General features: G+C 41.5%; 13 protein-coding genes. 5 read left to right on the top strand and 8 right to left on the bottom strand.

All coding sequences use genetic code 11. The features are described from left to right. Nucleotides 1-3 precede the first annotated feature (3 nt). Together ACXZ1K_RS06210 and ACXZ1K_RS06215 are read left to right on the top strand one after the other, a co-directional pair. Nucleotides 4-1,443 carry a SusD/RagB family nutrient-binding outer membrane lipoprotein gene (locus ACXZ1K_RS06210; RefSeq protein ID WP_458972516.1) on the top strand — a complete coding sequence of 480 codons (1,440 nt, stop codon included), beginning with the start codon at nt 4-6 and terminating at the stop codon, nt 1,441-1,443. Between the two features lie 75 nt (nt 1,444-1,518). Beyond that, the gene (locus ACXZ1K_RS06215; RefSeq protein WP_458972517.1) at nt 1,519-3,615 is read left to right on the top strand and encodes a S9 family peptidase; all 2,097 of its coding nucleotides are present in this window, start codon (nt 1,519-1,521) and stop codon (nt 3,613-3,615) included. Here the strand turns inward: ACXZ1K_RS06215 and ACXZ1K_RS06220 are convergent. From ACXZ1K_RS06220 to ACXZ1K_RS06240, 5 genes are read right to left on the bottom strand one after another with little or no spacing between them, the layout of a single operon-like run. After that, nucleotides 3,608-4,150 (bottom strand): carboxymuconolactone decarboxylase family protein, encoded by a 543-nt coding sequence (locus tag ACXZ1K_RS06220; protein WP_458972518.1) that lies wholly within the window; start codon nt 4,148-4,150, stop codon nt 3,608-3,610. The two genes, ACXZ1K_RS06215 and ACXZ1K_RS06220, sit on opposite strands and share 8 nt — an antisense overlap. Next, nucleotides 4,150-4,701 carry a carboxymuconolactone decarboxylase family protein gene (locus ACXZ1K_RS06225; RefSeq protein ID WP_458972519.1) on the bottom strand — a complete coding sequence of 184 codons (552 nt, stop codon included), beginning with the start codon at nt 4,699-4,701 and terminating at the stop codon, nt 4,150-4,152. Before ACXZ1K_RS06225 ends, ACXZ1K_RS06220 begins: the two co-directional genes overlap by 1 nt. An 11-nt stretch (nt 4,702-4,712) precedes the next feature. Beyond that, the gene (locus tag ACXZ1K_RS06230; protein WP_458972520.1) at nt 4,713-5,930 is read right to left on the bottom strand and encodes an MFS transporter; all 1,218 of its coding nucleotides are present in this window, start codon (nt 5,928-5,930) and stop codon (nt 4,713-4,715) included. A gap of 7 nt (nt 5,931-5,937) precedes the next feature. Beyond that, the gene (locus ACXZ1K_RS06235; protein ID WP_458972521.1) at nt 5,938-8,703 is read right to left on the bottom strand and encodes a TonB-dependent receptor domain-containing protein; all 2,766 of its coding nucleotides are present in this window, start codon (nt 8,701-8,703) and stop codon (nt 5,938-5,940) included. Nucleotides 8,704-8,737: 34 nt separating this feature from the next. Then, on the bottom strand, nt 8,738-9,298 hold the full coding sequence (locus tag ACXZ1K_RS06240; protein ID WP_458972522.1) for a carboxymuconolactone decarboxylase family protein: 561 nt from the start codon (nt 9,296-9,298) through the stop codon (nt 8,738-8,740). Between the two features lie 179 nt (nt 9,299-9,477). On the opposite strand from ACXZ1K_RS06240, the gene ACXZ1K_RS06245 reads away from it, so the two are divergent. The 3 genes from ACXZ1K_RS06245 (at nt 9,478) to ACXZ1K_RS06255 (ending at nt 11,705) form a co-directional block, all read left to right on the top strand. Continuing rightward, entirely contained in the window at nt 9,478-10,197 is a 720-nt protein-coding gene (locus ACXZ1K_RS06245; protein WP_458972523.1) for a 3-keto-disaccharide hydrolase, read from the top strand. Nucleotides 10,198-10,372: 175 nt separating this feature from the next. Beyond that, nucleotides 10,373-10,759 carry a DoxX family protein gene (locus tag ACXZ1K_RS06250; protein WP_458972524.1) on the top strand — a complete coding sequence of 129 codons (387 nt, stop codon included), beginning with the start codon at nt 10,373-10,375 and terminating at the stop codon, nt 10,757-10,759. A 145-nt stretch (nt 10,760-10,904) separates the two neighbouring features. Then, a complete protein-coding gene (locus tag ACXZ1K_RS06255) occupies nt 10,905-11,705 on the top strand; it encodes a murein L,D-transpeptidase catalytic domain family protein (protein ID WP_458972525.1) in 801 nt (266 codons plus the stop codon). 4 nt (nt 11,706-11,709) lie between these two features. Here the strand turns inward: ACXZ1K_RS06255 and ACXZ1K_RS06260 are convergent, their stop codons facing one another. The 3 genes from ACXZ1K_RS06260 to ACXZ1K_RS06270 all read right to left on the bottom strand — a co-directional run bounded on the left by ACXZ1K_RS06260 (nt 11,710) and on the right by ACXZ1K_RS06270 (nt 15,368). Beyond that, nucleotides 11,710-13,260, bottom strand: coding sequence for a L,D-transpeptidase scaffold domain-containing protein (locus ACXZ1K_RS06260; RefSeq protein ID WP_458972526.1), 1,551 nt, complete (start codon nt 13,258-13,260; stop codon nt 11,710-11,712). Between the two features lie 27 nt (nt 13,261-13,287). Continuing rightward, entirely contained in the window at nt 13,288-14,607 is a 1,320-nt protein-coding gene (locus ACXZ1K_RS06265; RefSeq protein WP_458972527.1) for a PQQ-dependent sugar dehydrogenase, read from the bottom strand. A 74-nt stretch (nt 14,608-14,681) separates the two neighbouring features. Beyond that, nucleotides 14,682-15,368: an arylesterase gene (locus tag ACXZ1K_RS06270; RefSeq protein WP_458972528.1), complete on the bottom strand. Its 687-nt coding sequence runs from the start codon at nt 15,366-15,368 to the stop codon at nt 14,682-14,684. Between the last annotated feature and the right edge of the window lie 24 nt (nt 15,369-15,392).

Raw genomic sequence — 15,392 nt, forward strand, 5'->3', positions numbered from 1 at the left:
ATCATGCAAAAAATATATAAGTACACTACTCTGATCGCAGTTGCTATTGCGTTAATCTCCCCGGGCTGCAGTAAAAACTATTTTGATGAAAAAACACAAAATCCCAATCTAGTTACTAAGCCTACATTATCAGGATTGTTGGCTACCTCTACCAGCAAGGCAGGTATAAACAGCTATACAATTGGAAGCCTGATCTCCCCGTATGTCCAATACACAGCTAACCCTTCAATTGCTGCTGCCAGCGATATTTATGAAACTATCGATTTTACGAGTTCATGGGATGCTCTCTATTTCGCTATGGCCGATGTTAACGAACTAAAGAAGCTTGCGATAGCGCAAGGTTCAAGTGAATATCTCGGTGTTTCCGACGTTATTTTGGCATATAATTTAATCCTGGTAAATGACCTCTGGGGAGATGCTCCTTTTAGTGAAGCATTCAATATTAAGAATTTGACGCCAAAATATGATGCTCAACAAACGTTGTATGCTACAAGTTTAACTTTAATTAACGAGGCCATAATTGAACTTGCAAAAACTGACGCTGTTATCAAGCTCAATGCGGCGAGTGACATGATCTATGGGGCATCTGCATCTACTGAGAGAGCAAGATGGCTTAAAACTGCTTATGCGTTGAAAGCGCGATTATTAATTAAAGTGAGCAAAACTTCCCAATATAATCCGGCTGACGTCCTAACTGCGGTGTCTAACTCGTATGCAAACAATGCAGAAGACGCCGGAATGGCGACTTTTGTCCTGAGAAATAATTGGGCCACTGTTGCCGTAAATAATGCTGCCTTAACTTTGGGAGGTTGGCTCTCTGAACAGTTGATAGATCATTTAAATGGTAAAACTTACGGGATATTTGATCCCAGAATACGAAAAATAACTGACCCAACAGTAACGGCCGCCACGCCATGGATTGGTACTGTTAATGGAGCTGGGAACAGAGCTCCTGGAAATAACACAGTTAAGGACGAAAATTATATTTCGCAGAACTCTCCGTGGACAAGCGCAACAGCGCCGTTGTTGATTGTTACATATGCTGAACTTAAGTTCATAGAGGCTGAAGCCGCATTTACTACTGATAAGACCAGATCTTATAATGCTTATTTAGCTGGAATTAACGCCAACATGGATAAGTTACAAGTTCCCACAAATGATGCAGAGCGGATAGCCTATTTAGCCGCGGCGTCTGTAGGCTCCGCAAACTTATCATTAGATCTTATATTTAAAGAAAAATATGTAGCAACTTATCTAAATCCGGAGGCATGGAATGATGCTCGTAGATATGATTACAAATACAAGGATTTTACCTTGCCTTCCAATGCGGTATTGACATCGTTTATCAGAAGATTAGATTATCCAAGCGGAGAGAGGAGTAAAAATGGAGCGAATGTTCCTGCAAATCCATTGAGAACAACGAAATTGTGGTGGAATCAATGATGTTTTTCCAGCCTATTATTAAAGCCCTAACCATTAAAGTTAGGGCTCTTTTATGTAATTTATAACCAAAAGTGTATGATGAAAAAAATATTGGTCTTGTTTTTCACATTGTCGTTTTCTATTTCCACTTTCTCCCAGTCTTTCAGCTTGGAGTTGATTTTAAGTTATCCTTTCCCTTCTGGACTGACTGCTTGTACCAGCGGTGATAAAATTGCTTGGGCTGTAAGTGAAAAGGGGAGGCGTAATGTCTACGTAGCTGAGGGCCCCAACTATCAGGCTAGAAAAGTAACAGGATACGACAAGGACGAAGGACAAGAAATCACCAGCTTGTCTATCTCAAACGACGGTAAATGGGTGGTTTTTGTACGGGGTGGAGATCATGGCGGCAGGGATGGTGCAATCCCTGTAAATGCAGCTTCGTTGCCGGCTGTCCCGAAGGTTCAGGTTTGTAGCGTTCCATTCGCGGGAGGCTCGGTGAATGAGCTGGCCGAAGGCGATAATCCAATAATCCATCCAGACAATAAAAACCTAACATATATCAAAGCCGGGCAAGTGATGAGTATTCCTATAGATGGATCAACTCTACCCAAGCTACTTTTCTATGCAAAAGGTTTAAGCAGTAGTTTACGTTGGTCGCCCGATGGCAGTAAACTTGCTTTTGTTTCAGGTCGCGTTGATCATTCTTTCATAGGTATTTATAAAGATGCCGAAACCGCTGTCAAATGGATCATGCCCGCCTTCTGTAAAGACAATTCACCCCGGTGGTCTCCGGATGGAAAGGAAATCATTTTCATCAGAACTTCAGGAAGCGGTGGGGCCGCAGATTCTATATTGGCCAGAAGACATCAACCATGGGAGATTTGGAAGGCCAGTATGGAGGACGATAGCGGGAAGCGCATCTGGAAAGCATCCGAGACAATCATGGGGTCATTTCCCGCAATTGAAGGAGGGGCAAATTTATTATGGGCCAAGGACAAAATTGTGTTCACATCATATCAGGATGGCTGGCCTCATTTATACAGTGTTGACACGGATGGTGGCAATGGTTCGCTTTTAACCCCAGGAGATTTTGCAATTGAGCACATTCAGTTGAGCCCTGATGGTTCGACAGTATTTTTTAGTGCGAATAGAGGACTTGAAAAAGATGATTCAGACCGCAGACATATTTACAAGGTTGATGTGAAAAAGGGTCGATTAAATGCCCTCACAAATGGAAAGGGCATAGAAGTCTTTCCTGCAGTGACTGCTACCTCTGGAGATTTGGTTTTTTTGAGCGGAAATGCTCAGCGGCCATTGTTGCCTGCTGTAATCGCCTCCGGTAAAAAGGAGGCTGTCACAATTGGAGCTGAGTTAATTCCAGCAGATTTTCCGATGAGGCAATTGACCATACCTGAGCAGGTTATTTTCAAGGCAGAAGATGGCACCTTGGTTCATGGGCAGCTATTTACTCCGCAAGGTAATTCCAAAGGCGAAAAGCGGCCTGCAATTGTCTACGTACACGGAGGACCGCAAAGGCAAATGTTGCTGGGGTGGCATTACATGGATTATTATTCTATAGATTATGCGCTAAATCAATATTTGGTTAGTCAGGGATTTACAGTGCTTTCTGTCAATTACAGGCTCGGTACTGGGTACGGTTTTAAATTACATAAGCCATTGAATGCCGGAGCCCAGGGTGCCTCAGAATATCTCGACGTAAAAGCCGCAGGTGAGTGGCTTGCTGCTCAGTCAGATATTGATCCAAAGCGCATCGGTATCTATGGGGGATCTTACGGTGGTTATTTGGTTGCGCTTGCGCTTGGTAAAGATTCTAAAATTTTCGCCGCGGGCGTAGATATCCATGGGGTAAACAATCGGTTTAGCAGCCCCACAGCCGAATCACGGAATGATGCGCCAGATGCTTTATTGGCAGAAGAAATTGCAAAGGCATCATCTCCTGTAACATATCTGAATACATGGACCTCACCCGTAATGATTATACATGCTGATGATGACCGGAATGTAAATTTTAGTCAGAGTATAGACCTGGCCAGAAGATTTGATGCCATGAAGTTTCCTTATGAATTTCTGGTTATACCTGATGATACCCACCATTGGATGCTTTTTTCCAATGGTATTAAGGTTAGCGCAGCAACAGCAGAGTTTCTGAAAAGAAAATTGATGGTTAAGTAAGAATCAAATAACCTTCCTCGGCACGCTGAGGTGCACGATTTACATAGAACTGCCGGTCTTGTGGTGCGGAAGTTCCTAGCCCGTCCACATACCTGTTAAACATGCAAAACGCTGCAGCTATCAGTACGGCATCATGAATCTCCTGGTCAGTTGCGTTTTCGCCTTTGGCTTGCATTATCAAAGCACCAGTTACAGATTTTCCTCCTTTTTGTACAGCGGCAGCTATTTCAAGTAGCGCTTTCATTTTCGATGAAAGCATTGAGGTATGGAAATTGGCTTTTATCGCATCGATCTCGTCAATATTGCAATTTAAGTAATGTCCCGCCAGCGCGCCATGTACGTTTTGGCAAAAGAAACAATCATTTAGATAAGATACATAGGTGCCTATCATTTCTCTTTCTCCTCTGCTTAATGAGTTGTTATCGTCCCTCAACAGCACTTCCGCTAGTGCATTAAGCGGTGCCGCTGTCTCTGGTCTGTATTGCATTAAACCTCTTATTCCCGGAAGTTCATTCTCTAAGTTGATATATGCCATTATGAATTCTTTTGAGGTGGCAGATTGTAGCCTTTTACCATATGTTTACCCATTTCTTTGTAGAGCTCGGGATCTGTTGGTGTAAAGCTTGCCAGTCCGTCTACGTATCTATTAAACATGCAAAATGCCGCTGCAATCAATACAGTGTCATGAATCTCTTTATCTGATGCTCCTTTCAGTTTGGCTTGATCGATATCCTCTTGTTTTACCTCCTTGCCCAGGATTTGAACCTTTCCTGCAATGTGTAAAAGTGCTTTCATTTTCTCGCTCACTTTGGCCAGTTGCGCATCTTTTAAAACATCATCAACAACTGCCTCATCTTCTTCTCCGTACAAGCAGCGGGCCGCGGCAGCATGACTGCTCATACAAAAGAAGCAATCGTTTCGTTTTGATACATGTGCTGCGATCAATTCTCGATCTGCCTCTGATAACGGAGATTCGCCTCTCAAAAGCTCTTGCGCCAGGGCGTATAGATATTTTCCTGTTTCTGGTCTGAACATGACCAGGGACCTGATCCCCGGAACACCTTCTGGTACGTTTATGTGTGCCATATTGCCTGATTTTAAATAGCCACTTCTTTTTTATCTTTAACAAACAACACCACTACAAAGCCAATAAGGAATACAATAGAAAAAGTAAAAATTGCGTTCCCATAGCCTCCTAATGATGATACTAAAACCCCTATAAATAATACTGCGCTTCCAGTAAATAACCGGCCAATGTTAAAACAGAATCCGGTTGCAGTTGCACGTATCCCTGTATGGAACAATTGTGGTATATAGGCAGACAATACTCCTTGACTCGCTCCAAAGAATAAGGCCAATACGCCAATCTCTGCAAAGATTGCAGGGCTGAAATTGCTATTGGTCTTAAATAGTATAAATGCCATGACAGCACAAACAGCAAAGCACAGCAACATAGATTTTCTAAGGCCCAGCAAGTTAACCAACCATCCCGAAAAGAACCCACCTGCTAATCCACCCATTCCCATGCACATCATACTCAGTCCGCGCTCTTTGGGAGCATCAACATTGATGAGGCTTTGCACCCAGGTTGGTAGCCATGAAAAAATAGCCCATAAACCAATAAGCATCGTGCCAAACATCAGGGAGCCAATTAATAGTTCCTTCCTGTTTTCTTCAGCATACCATATTGATTTTGTGCTGGCAGTTTTCTGCTGTTTATGCTCCAGCCATTTATCAGATTCTTTCAATAGCCAGGCCCCGGCCATAGCCAGTAAAACAGGAACAACTCCAATGAAAAATCCTTCCCGCCAGGATGATACGATAAAGTTTATCAGTCCGGCAGAGAAGATACCAACAGGAAATGCAATGGAGATGATTCCGGTAACAATAGCTTTGCTTTTTTGTGGCCATACCTCACTTAGTAATGTGAAAGAAACCACCAATACTCCACCCACTCCAAATCCGCTCATAAACCTGCATAACACAACGCCAATCCATTGCGGCATAAGCCCTGTTAGAAATGTAAATATGCCGTAACAGGCAATTGCATAAAGCAATGCCTGCTTTCTGCCAATTTTGTCGCTGATTAAGCCCCAACTGAAGCCGCCAAATGCCCAGCCAAATATAAATAAGGCATTGATGAAACCGCTAATGCTGTTGAGTTCCTCCGGACTTAAATTTCCCTGCAGGTCTTTAACCACAACCGGAAGGTAAACAGACATTAATGTTGACACTGTTCCGCCCAGCGCGCTGCTAACAAAGCACAATATGAATAAAATGCTGAGGTAAGTGTTGCTTAGTTTGATGGTGCTCATGGGGTAACTATTTAAGAGGGTTATCAAATAAAAGGGCTACATAATACACTGCTCCAACTGCAGGGGAGCCATATGCCTGTGAAACATATTTGTTGAAAATATTGCTTCCGCCTAGTTTAATTGTAGTATTGATGGAGGGTATTTTTTTATTGATCTGCGCATCTACCATAGAATATGCTTTGATACGACCCGGTCTTACACCATTAAAAGTACCATACCAATCAAACGCACTTTGCCAGTGCCAGGCTACATTAAAGCCCACATTGTTAAAGGCATTTGAATTACCAAAAGTTGCATTTGTACTATATTCCGGCGTATTGAATTGTGCAATATTATTAATGTTTGCACTGCCTAAGTTAAAATCAGACCAGGTTGCATTACCGCCCAGAACATACCCTTTGTCAAATAAATAAGTTAGACCTGCGCTTACTCCCTGAGCAGAAACTTTGTCTGTAGCATTTGTATAAAGCTGAAATGCACTTACTGTACGTGCTGCAACCTCCCCGGCTGCAACAGGATTAACTGTTCCGTCTGGTAATAAGACGTTAGCGGTAGGCTTTATCACTACAGTGTTGAGTAGGAAGTTGGTATAAGAACTGTGGTAATAATTAAGGTCTACCAATAATTTCTCATTGATCAGGCTTTTGTAACCAAATTCATAAGCTTTCTGTTGTTCGGGCTTAATGTAAGCCACATTTGATTTAACCAATAGCTGTTTGTTTTGGTTAATGGCATTTGGAGGTGTCGCGCCTCCAGCAATCGCTGCACCAACAGCGGGGCCGAACAGGTTAACAGATGCCGCCGTGAAAGAGTTCTCATAAACGTTTAAGCCTGCACTATTACTCGGAGCACCACCAAGAATCGTAATCGGCCCAACATTCAGGTGAATGAACTGATCAACAGGAGTTGGATTTCTGAAGCCTGTTTGGTACGAAGCCCTGAAATTGTGAACTTGATTAACAGTATATACACCAGAGAAACGAGGGGTAACACTTCCTTTAAAGTTCTCATTTTTATCATAACGGATGGATGCACTTAGTTTTAGTTTCTCATCCAAAAGCTTCTTACCTGCCTGCAGGAAAGCGCCATATTCTTTGATACCGATCTTGTTAGTCTTGTCGTCAAACAGACTTCCATTGGTAAACATTTTATAATTGCGGAAACTTCCTCCTGCAAGTAGTTCAACTACTTTAACGGCATTTGAAAAATCATACTGTGCGTCTGTATGGTAGAATTTACTGTTACTGAATACACCAGCACCACTTAGTCCGTAGTTGTGGATGGAAGCATCTTTTGATTTTTCGAAAGCATCCGATCCAGGCAAAAATCTTCCCTGATCTGCGAATGTGCGGGCTGCGGAATGATTGTTTCCTACAACTCCGGGTCTTGTTCCGTTAAACGCCGCGGTATATCGTGCAAACCAGGTGTCGTCTGCAAGGTTAGGGGCTACTGTATTTCCGTTGAGGTCTTTTACCCAATCACGGTTAATGAACTGAGCCAACGAACGGGTATTGTAAGAGTCGTGGGAGTTTTCTGTAACTACATAGCTGCGGACAAAAAAGTTACTTCCCTTCAATTCCAATCTATGATTTTGAAGTACAAAATTGTTAAGGTCAAAGCGGCTGCTGCCAGTGTAGCTTGCAGTACCTACTCCATAGTTGTATTGATAGATGGCCTCCAAGCCATTGGAAATGCGATAGTGCAATGCACCGTTTAACTTAAGGCTATATACATTATAGTTCATTAGGTTTTGCTCCTCATAACCTGTACGTGATACCACTCCAATACCAGGCAGGTTTCTTGAAGCCTCATCGCCGTATATATTCAGCCCGTCCTTTGCCGGATTATTCGGGCCTCGCAGTTCTGGAGCGGTAGTTGAACTTATGTCTGTGTAATCATTGGCGTACCAATCTACTCCCTGTAAATAGGATGCATTGATCTTTACCGCAAAGCGATCGTTAAAGGCATGTGCATATCTCAAAGCAAAATCATTGAGCTCCTTAGATCCTCCTTGATTTGAACCCAGGTGATTTATTCCAGTTTTTATCTGATAGGATAGGCCCTGATAAGTGAAAGGATCTTTGGTTTTGATGTTTAATAATCCATTAAATGCTACCGGACCATAGAGTGCTGAAGCAGCTCCCGGAATAACTTCCGCAGATTCGATGTCGAGGTCCGATGCGCCAAAAAGATTTCCCACTGAGAAATTTAGCCCCGGGGTTTGGTTGTCTACTCCATCTACCAACTGGAGAAATCTGGAATTCCCGGTAGTGTTGAACCCCCGGGTGTTAACCTGTTTGTAAGTAACACTACTGGTTACCGCCTCCATGCCTTTAAGACTTTGCAATCCATCGTAATAAGTAAATGAAGGATTCTCTTTAATCGTTTTAAGCGACATCTTTTCTATGCTTACAGGTGATTGCAGGATACTTTGGCTAACGCGGGCGGCGGATGTTACTACTTCGTTAAGCATAACAGGCTGCGGGTTTAAAGCTATCGTTGAGATTTGGCCGGCTGAAGATACTTCAATCTCTTTAGTTTCAAAACCTATTGCGGAAACGATCAGTGTCAGCGGGAGCTTGCCATTATAGTTTAACGTAAATGCTCCGTTGCTGTTGGTGGTGGTACCAGCTATTTTGTTTTTCACCTTCACGCTGGCACTAATGATTGGAGTATTATTTTCAGTTGAGTTTACGGATCCGGTGAGTTTAATGTCCTGTGCCAGGAGGTTAATTGAGCACAGTAGTAATACAAAAAGTAGAACTTTCTTCATGTTGTCTGATTTGGTTGGTTTATATTGGTTGTTGTTATTTTTTAAGGTGATCGTAGCCCTGAGGCAGCCTGGTATAACCATGATTAACCAGTCGATCGGCTAAAACATCGTAATACGCTGGATCCGCAGGCAGTGAGGTTCCCAGCCCATCCACGTATCGGTTATACAAACAGAAAAGAGCTGCGATGAGTACCGTATCATGTATTTCAATATCAGTTGCTCCTTCAGCTTTAGCTTGCTTGATGTGTGCATCGGTAACCTGTTTGCCGCCTTTTCCAGTTGCCTTGGCAATGTGAAGAAGGGCTTTCATTTTCTCAGTTACAGGTGCAGTATCAATGTCTTCTTTAACTTTCTGAGCAGTATGCGATTCCCCGGCAAGTAAATCTGCAGCGGCAGTGTGTGCCGTAGTACAGAATGTACACGCATTGCCATGAGAAACTACTGTAGCAATCAGTTCTCGCTCTGCCTCAGTCAGAGAAGAAGGCCCGCGTAATAAAAATTGGGTGAGATCGCGTATTGGCTGTGCAGTGGTTTTACTAAACTCCAGCAATCCGGTTATTCCAGGAAGATGGTCTTCAAGTGCAATAAATGGCATACAGTTGGTTTGGTTTAATTTGGTTATTCTAAAATAGAATATTATTTTTAATAATTCCAAATTATATTAACAGAATCGAAAATACTTTTATCCTTCAATACCTATTGAGTGTAAAAGTCGTTACATGGATAAAATATTGTTTTTTTGAATTACCTTAGTATTCCTAAATTTAATTACACATGAAGAAATCATTTACCGCTGTTGTAGCCTTGATGCTGCTATGTACTGCATCATTTGCGCAGCAGCCTAATTCCCTTACTAAAAAAGAAAAAAAGGAAGGCTGGAAATTATTGTTTGATGGCAAATCCACCAAAGGATGGCATACTTACCTGCGTGATACCGTAGGGTCTAAGTGGCAAGTTGTTGATGGTGCAATTATGTTCGATCAGACTAAACCAAGAAATGGAGGAGGAGACCTGGTGACTAACGAGGTTTATGAGAACTATGAACTGAACCTGGAATGGAAAGTTGCAAAAGGAAGTAACAGTGGGCTGATTTTCGATATTCAGGAAGATCCTAAATACGGAGCGACGTACACAACTGGTCCTGAAATGCAAGTTTTAGATAATATCAATGCAGATGATAACAAAAAAGAAAACCACCTTGCCGGTTGTCTTTATGACATGGCAGGTGATGCATCAGTGTCAAAACCTAAACCAGTAGGAGAATGGAACAAAGTTAGATTGATCCAGAATAAAGGCCACCTTACTTTTTACTTGAATGGCATTAAAACATTTGAAGGACAAATAGGTAGTGATGAATGGAACAAACTAGTAGCTAACAGCAAATTTAAAGATGCTTATTTTTCTGATTTTGCTAAAGTTGCAAAGGGAAAAATTGCACTTCAAGAGCATCCTGGTTCCAGCTATTGGAGAAATATCAAGATTCGTACGCTTTAATTTTAAGATATAAATTGCTTGCTGCGGCAGTAATGATTACGCAAATGCTAATTATTACTGCCGCATTTTTTGTTGCAGTTGTCGTAACCTACCCCATAAATTGTCGTTCATACCCTCATTAATTTTGGTTTTCGGTTCCTAATTTTGTTATATTCAAATTAAAACCAAAAAAACCATGACTAGAAAAAGCACAAAAATTATTTATTGGATTACTACAGGACTACTTGCGTTATTCATCCTGCCAGGAATCTTCTTTATGAATAGCCCCATGGCGCAGGAAGGAATGCGTCACATGCAAATTCCGCAATGGCTAGGAACTACGGTCGGTATTGGACAGTTTATCGGCGGTTTGATATTGATTATCCCAAAATTGCCGGTAAGGCTAAAAGAATGGGGTTATACTGCCATCGGTATTGTTTATGTTAGTGCCTTCATTGGCCATATTTACCTTGATGGATTTGGTAGAGACGCCATTACAGCAGTGATTTTATTCGCAGTATTACTGGTTTCATACATCACCTACCATAAAGTTTATGGTTACGATAGAGATGTCACAGTATAGTAAAAGACATAAAAGGGACATTTTGTTTTGTAACAATTTCGTATATTTGTTATACTTTTAAATATTAACATTCAACAAAACCCATCTATTTGACGCAAACTTACCTAATAAAGTATAAACACACAGAGTTACAAAAACAGATTCTATGAGAAAATACATTTTAGGCGGAGCAGGTGTTCTCTTAATCACTTTTTCGCTATTTACATTAAGCTGGAAGTCTCCTGTTGAGACAAGCCCAATCGTGCGTACTGCATCAGAAGATTCCTTATACAATAAATACGTAAGTGATCTTTATGATTCCGTTCATTTGGAAAGTTCTGGGTTAAGCAAAGTCGTGTTTGAGAAAGCCATCACGGGTTATTTCAATTTGAAAATGATGGGCAAGGTTTCAAATTCTAAATCAGTGATCAGTATTGCCGACATGGATAGACCAAGTACTTCAAAAAGGCTGTGGATTATCGATCTTGACAAGAAGTCATTGTTGTTGAATACCTGGGTTGCACACGGACAGGGAAGCGGATCCGATATGGCTACACATTTTTCCAACGTGAATGATTCTTTTCAAAGCAGTTTGGGCTTCTATGTTACTGGAGAAATTTACAGTGGCAAGCACGGCCGGTCTTTAAAACTTGACGGAATGGATGATGGTTATAACGATAACGCACGTAAACGCTCTATAGTCGTTCACGGCGCATCCTACGTAGGTCAGGGAACTATTAATGCGCTAGGAAGATTAGGTCGAAGCCAGGGTTGTCCTGCAGTAGCTCCTGAACTGGCAAATGAAGTGATCAATACCATTTCAGATAAAACCGTTCTCTTCATAAATGGTAGCGATCAGCGTTATGTTTCCAAATTTTTAGATACACATTTGGCGGCAGATCTTGCTCATGCTAACCCATCAAAAAACGCAGACAGTTTAACTAGAAGTGTTATTGCCAGTAATTAACAGGCTATAATTTTGCCGTTAGCCTTTGCAAATAACTATCTAATACGATATCAAGACCATAAACATCTTTTCTAAACTGTAAGGTGCCGTTATCATCTGACCACGCCGTTACATAGGTTAAGTACACTGGAACCTGAGGCTTAAGCACAATGTCTTTAGCCTCGGGGTTTTCACTTTGCATCTGGCTACTGATTGTTTTAAATTTATCTCCTTCACCAAATAATACCCTTGCTAATTCAAGCGGTTTTTCAAGACGTACGCAACCATGACTTACAGCTCGCATAGGGAGATTAAATGCTGCTTTCGCCGGAGTGTCATGCAGATATACGCTTTCGTCATTTTGGAAAAGGAACTTAATTTTTCCAAGAGAATTATCATCACCCGGTCTTTGCTTGAAGCTGTACTTGGTTCCGGCATCAGCTGCAGAAAAATCTATCGTTTCGGGATCTTCAACAATCTTACCATTTAGGTATACATCGATATTTTTGCTCGAAAGATAAAACCTGTCATTAGCAGCATACTTAACGATTTCTTTTGTTGCAATACTTTCTGGGATATTCCATATCGGATTGACCTGAACACTGTGGATCTTGCTATTTAACTGAGGTGTCTCTCTTGAAAATGGTCTATCCTTGCTCAAACCGGTTTCATCGTATTCTTTAAGTGAAGCGGTAAAATCTTTATTTCTTCCTTCTCCAACACATACTTTCATCTTTAGGGCTGATTTTCCATTTTCTATTACATCCAGACTGAAATCAGCGATATTTACTATCACGTATTTATTTTCTTTTGGCTTGTTTTTCCAGCGTAACCGTTCCAGGTTCGCTTTTAAGATACGGCTGCCATCCTCTGCCGATAGGCCAGTACCAGAAATCCCCGTCTGCAATGCCTTTTGTAGTGCAATGTATTGTGGGTCTTTGGGTTGGATGCTATCTAAGAAATTATGTATGTTATTTACTTCAAACACCTTCATCATGCTCACACTGTCAGGTCTCTTGGTTTCTGTGTAATAATTGGCGTAAATTTTCCTGGGGCTAAGTACTCCGAATTGCAATGCATTACTGTAGTCGATCAAAGAGTTGGCTATTAAAATTTCCAGATGTGCAAGGTCTTTATATGCCTCTTCTGGGGTTTTAATTGCTTTCTTGTCATAAAATTTATTTACGAGTTCCGAAATTCGGACTGCGTTAAATAGTCGAGGATCCAAACCATGTTCGGCCGACTTACTTAAAAACTCCGGCACATTTTTTAGTTCGCCCTTTGGGAAATGTTTAAGGACCAATTTAGGCTCAAAGTCGTTAGCGGTGTAATATGCAGTAATCAACTTTGGATTACCCAGCTGGGCTTTTTCTTCAACCAGCAATTTTTCCATAACTACTGCAAACGTATCGGCATTTAGATTCTTGAATGCTTTGTTTTTTGTCTCTGCAAACAAAACTTTTGAAATGTCAGACCTAACTTTTTTCTTACACGAAGTTAAAAAAGAAGTTGCAGCCAGAATAATAATGAGAATTGTTTTAATGCCGGAATAATGCGGCTTGCTTGATTTGATCATACCCTTTGTTACGAAAAATTATGCCACTTATTTCATAGCTACCCGCCACACGGTGCTGCTTACATCATCGGCAACGAGTAAAGCGCCATCTGGTGTAACGGCAACACCTACCGGTCTGCCATAAACTTCCCCTTTCTCTTCATCCGCAATAAATCCTGTTAAGAAATCTTGTAATGTTCCGTTTGGCTTTCCATTGCTAAAAGGCACGAAAGCTACTTTATAACCAGATAGCTCAGATCTGTTCCAAGAGCCATGCTGTCCGATAAAAGCGCCATTATGATATGGTTTTGGAAAACTTTGTCCTGTGTAAAATGTAAGTCCAAGAGAAGCGGTATGTGCGCCTGTTGCAAAATCAGGTACAATCGCTTTGGCTACGAGTTCAGGCTTTTGTCCTTTTAATCTAGGGTCCTGGTGTTGCCCGTAGTAGGAATATGGCCAGCCGTAAAATCCCCCTTGCTTAACACTCGTGATGTAATCTGGCACTAAATTATCGCCTAAACCGTCTCGTTCATTAACTGCAGTCCATAATGTTTTTGTACCGGGGGCCCATGCCATACCAACTGGATTACGAAGGCCACTTGCATAAATCGTCTCTCCTGTTCCGTCAGGATTAATCTCCAATATATTTGCCCTCCTCAATTCATTTTCCATCCCATTTTCTGCGGCATTACTTCCCGACCCAACGGAGACATAAATTTTTGAATTGTCGCTATTTGCAATTAGGTTTCGTGTCCAGTGATTATTATACCCCCCTGCCGGTAAACTCAATATTAGCTTGCCTTTCGCCGTGATCTTCGTATCTCCTGTTTTATAGGGGAACATCATTAGGCCATCTGTATTTGCTACATATAGCGCATTCCCGATAATTAAAATACCAAAGGGTTGGTTGAGTCCTTTAATTAAATCTGATCGCAATTCTGGTTTCCCATCATGGTCTAAATCGCGAAATAATACAACGGTATTTTCGCTCGCTCCCGCCACTTCAGATTTTGATTTTCCGGTAACTGTACTCACAATTTTTTCCTTCACTGAGCGCTCTGAATTGGAGAGAACAACAAGGATGTCCCCATTGGGTGCAACGTAAATGTTTCTTGGACTTTTTATGCCGGAAGCAAACTTTGTTACTGTAAAGCCTGCCGGTGCCTTTGGAGTAACGCCATCCGGCCACCCTATAACTTTGCTGAATTTCGTCTTTGCAGCATTGGTGTCCGGTGCGGGAAGTGCTAATTGTGCTGCGCTCTTTTCTGTCGATATAGTGTCCGCAACATCTTTAGGATTGGTCTTATTGGTATTGTTACATGCGCCTGCAATTGCGGCCGCTGCAAATAGGAGGAATAGCTTTCTCATAAACTTTGGTTGTTTCAAGATGTAAAATCTATAACACACTTATGATAAAGATGTTTTCCAGCGTGAAAAATCTGCTAGAGTAAATCTTTGAGCTTAGACCATACGTTTTTTGCGACAATGATTTGCCCCTTTGCTGTGGGGTGAATACCGTCGGCCTGGTTCAAGGAAGGAATGCCCGCAACATCCTGTAGTAGAAATGGCAAAAAAGCCATTTGATTTTCCGCGGCCAACATTTTGAACATATTCCTAAAATCTGTAGCGTACTTTTCGCCCATATTAGGTGGTACTTCCATACCAGCAAGCATTAATTTGGCATTTGGGTATTTTTGTTTAACCTTATCGATGATGTCTTGCAAATTTACAGTGGTTTCTTTAACTGGTACGCCCCGCAGGCCGTCGTTAGCACCGAGTTCCAGTACAAAAATATCAATGTGCTTCTTTAACATCCAATCAATTCTATTTTTTCCAGCTGCAGAAGTTTCGCCACTTAATCCCGCGTTTATCACCTCGTATGGTAGATTTAATGAGTCTATTTTTTTCTGGATCAACTGTGGGTAAGCTGCATCTATAGATTCAAGGCCATAGCCAGCAGTTAAACTTGTTCCAAAGAATAAAATTGATTTACGGGAAGCCACCTGATTTTCATTTTTCATCGTATCTGATCCTGTGTTTGGCTTTTCTTTTTCACTTTTCTTTCCACTACAGGCGAAAAGCATATTTAAAGCTAAAATTAATACTCCTAAGGTGCTGAGACGTGACATATTGGTGTGATAAAAGTATAAATT

It is taken from the genome of Pedobacter jaeyakensis, assembly GCF_054461315.1.

Coding starts and splice junctions, on each gene's coding strand:
- ACXZ1K_RS06260 (WP_458972526.1), bottom strand. CDS start 13,260: ATGATCAAATCAAGCAAGCCGCATTATTCCGGCATTAAAACAATTCTC.
- ACXZ1K_RS06255 (WP_458972525.1), top strand. CDS start 10,905: ATGAGAAAATACATTTTAGGCGGAGCAGGTGTTCTCTTAATCACTTTT.
- ACXZ1K_RS06215 (WP_458972517.1), top strand. CDS start 1,519: ATGATGAAAAAAATATTGGTCTTGTTTTTCACATTGTCGTTTTCTATT.
- ACXZ1K_RS06225 (WP_458972519.1), bottom strand. CDS start 4,701: ATGGCACACATAAACGTACCAGAAGGTGTTCCGGGGATCAGGTCCCTG.
- ACXZ1K_RS06235 (WP_458972521.1), bottom strand. CDS start 8,703: ATGAAGAAAGTTCTACTTTTTGTATTACTACTGTGCTCAATTAACCTC.
- ACXZ1K_RS06220 (WP_458972518.1), bottom strand. CDS start 4,150: ATGGCATATATCAACTTAGAGAATGAACTTCCGGGAATAAGAGGTTTA.
- ACXZ1K_RS06240 (WP_458972522.1), bottom strand. CDS start 9,298: ATGCCATTTATTGCACTTGAAGACCATCTTCCTGGAATAACCGGATTG.
- ACXZ1K_RS06245 (WP_458972523.1), top strand. CDS start 9,478: ATGAAGAAATCATTTACCGCTGTTGTAGCCTTGATGCTGCTATGTACT.
- ACXZ1K_RS06250 (WP_458972524.1), top strand. CDS start 10,373: ATGACTAGAAAAAGCACAAAAATTATTTATTGGATTACTACAGGACTA.
- ACXZ1K_RS06265 (WP_458972527.1), bottom strand. CDS start 14,607: ATGAGAAAGCTATTCCTCCTATTTGCAGCGGCCGCAATTGCAGGCGCA.
- ACXZ1K_RS06210 (WP_458972516.1), top strand. CDS start 4: ATGCAAAAAATATATAAGTACACTACTCTGATCGCAGTTGCTATTGCG.
- ACXZ1K_RS06230 (WP_458972520.1), bottom strand. CDS start 5,930: ATGAGCACCATCAAACTAAGCAACACTTACCTCAGCATTTTATTCATA.
- ACXZ1K_RS06270 (WP_458972528.1), bottom strand. CDS start 15,368: ATGTCACGTCTCAGCACCTTAGGAGTATTAATTTTAGCTTTAAATATG.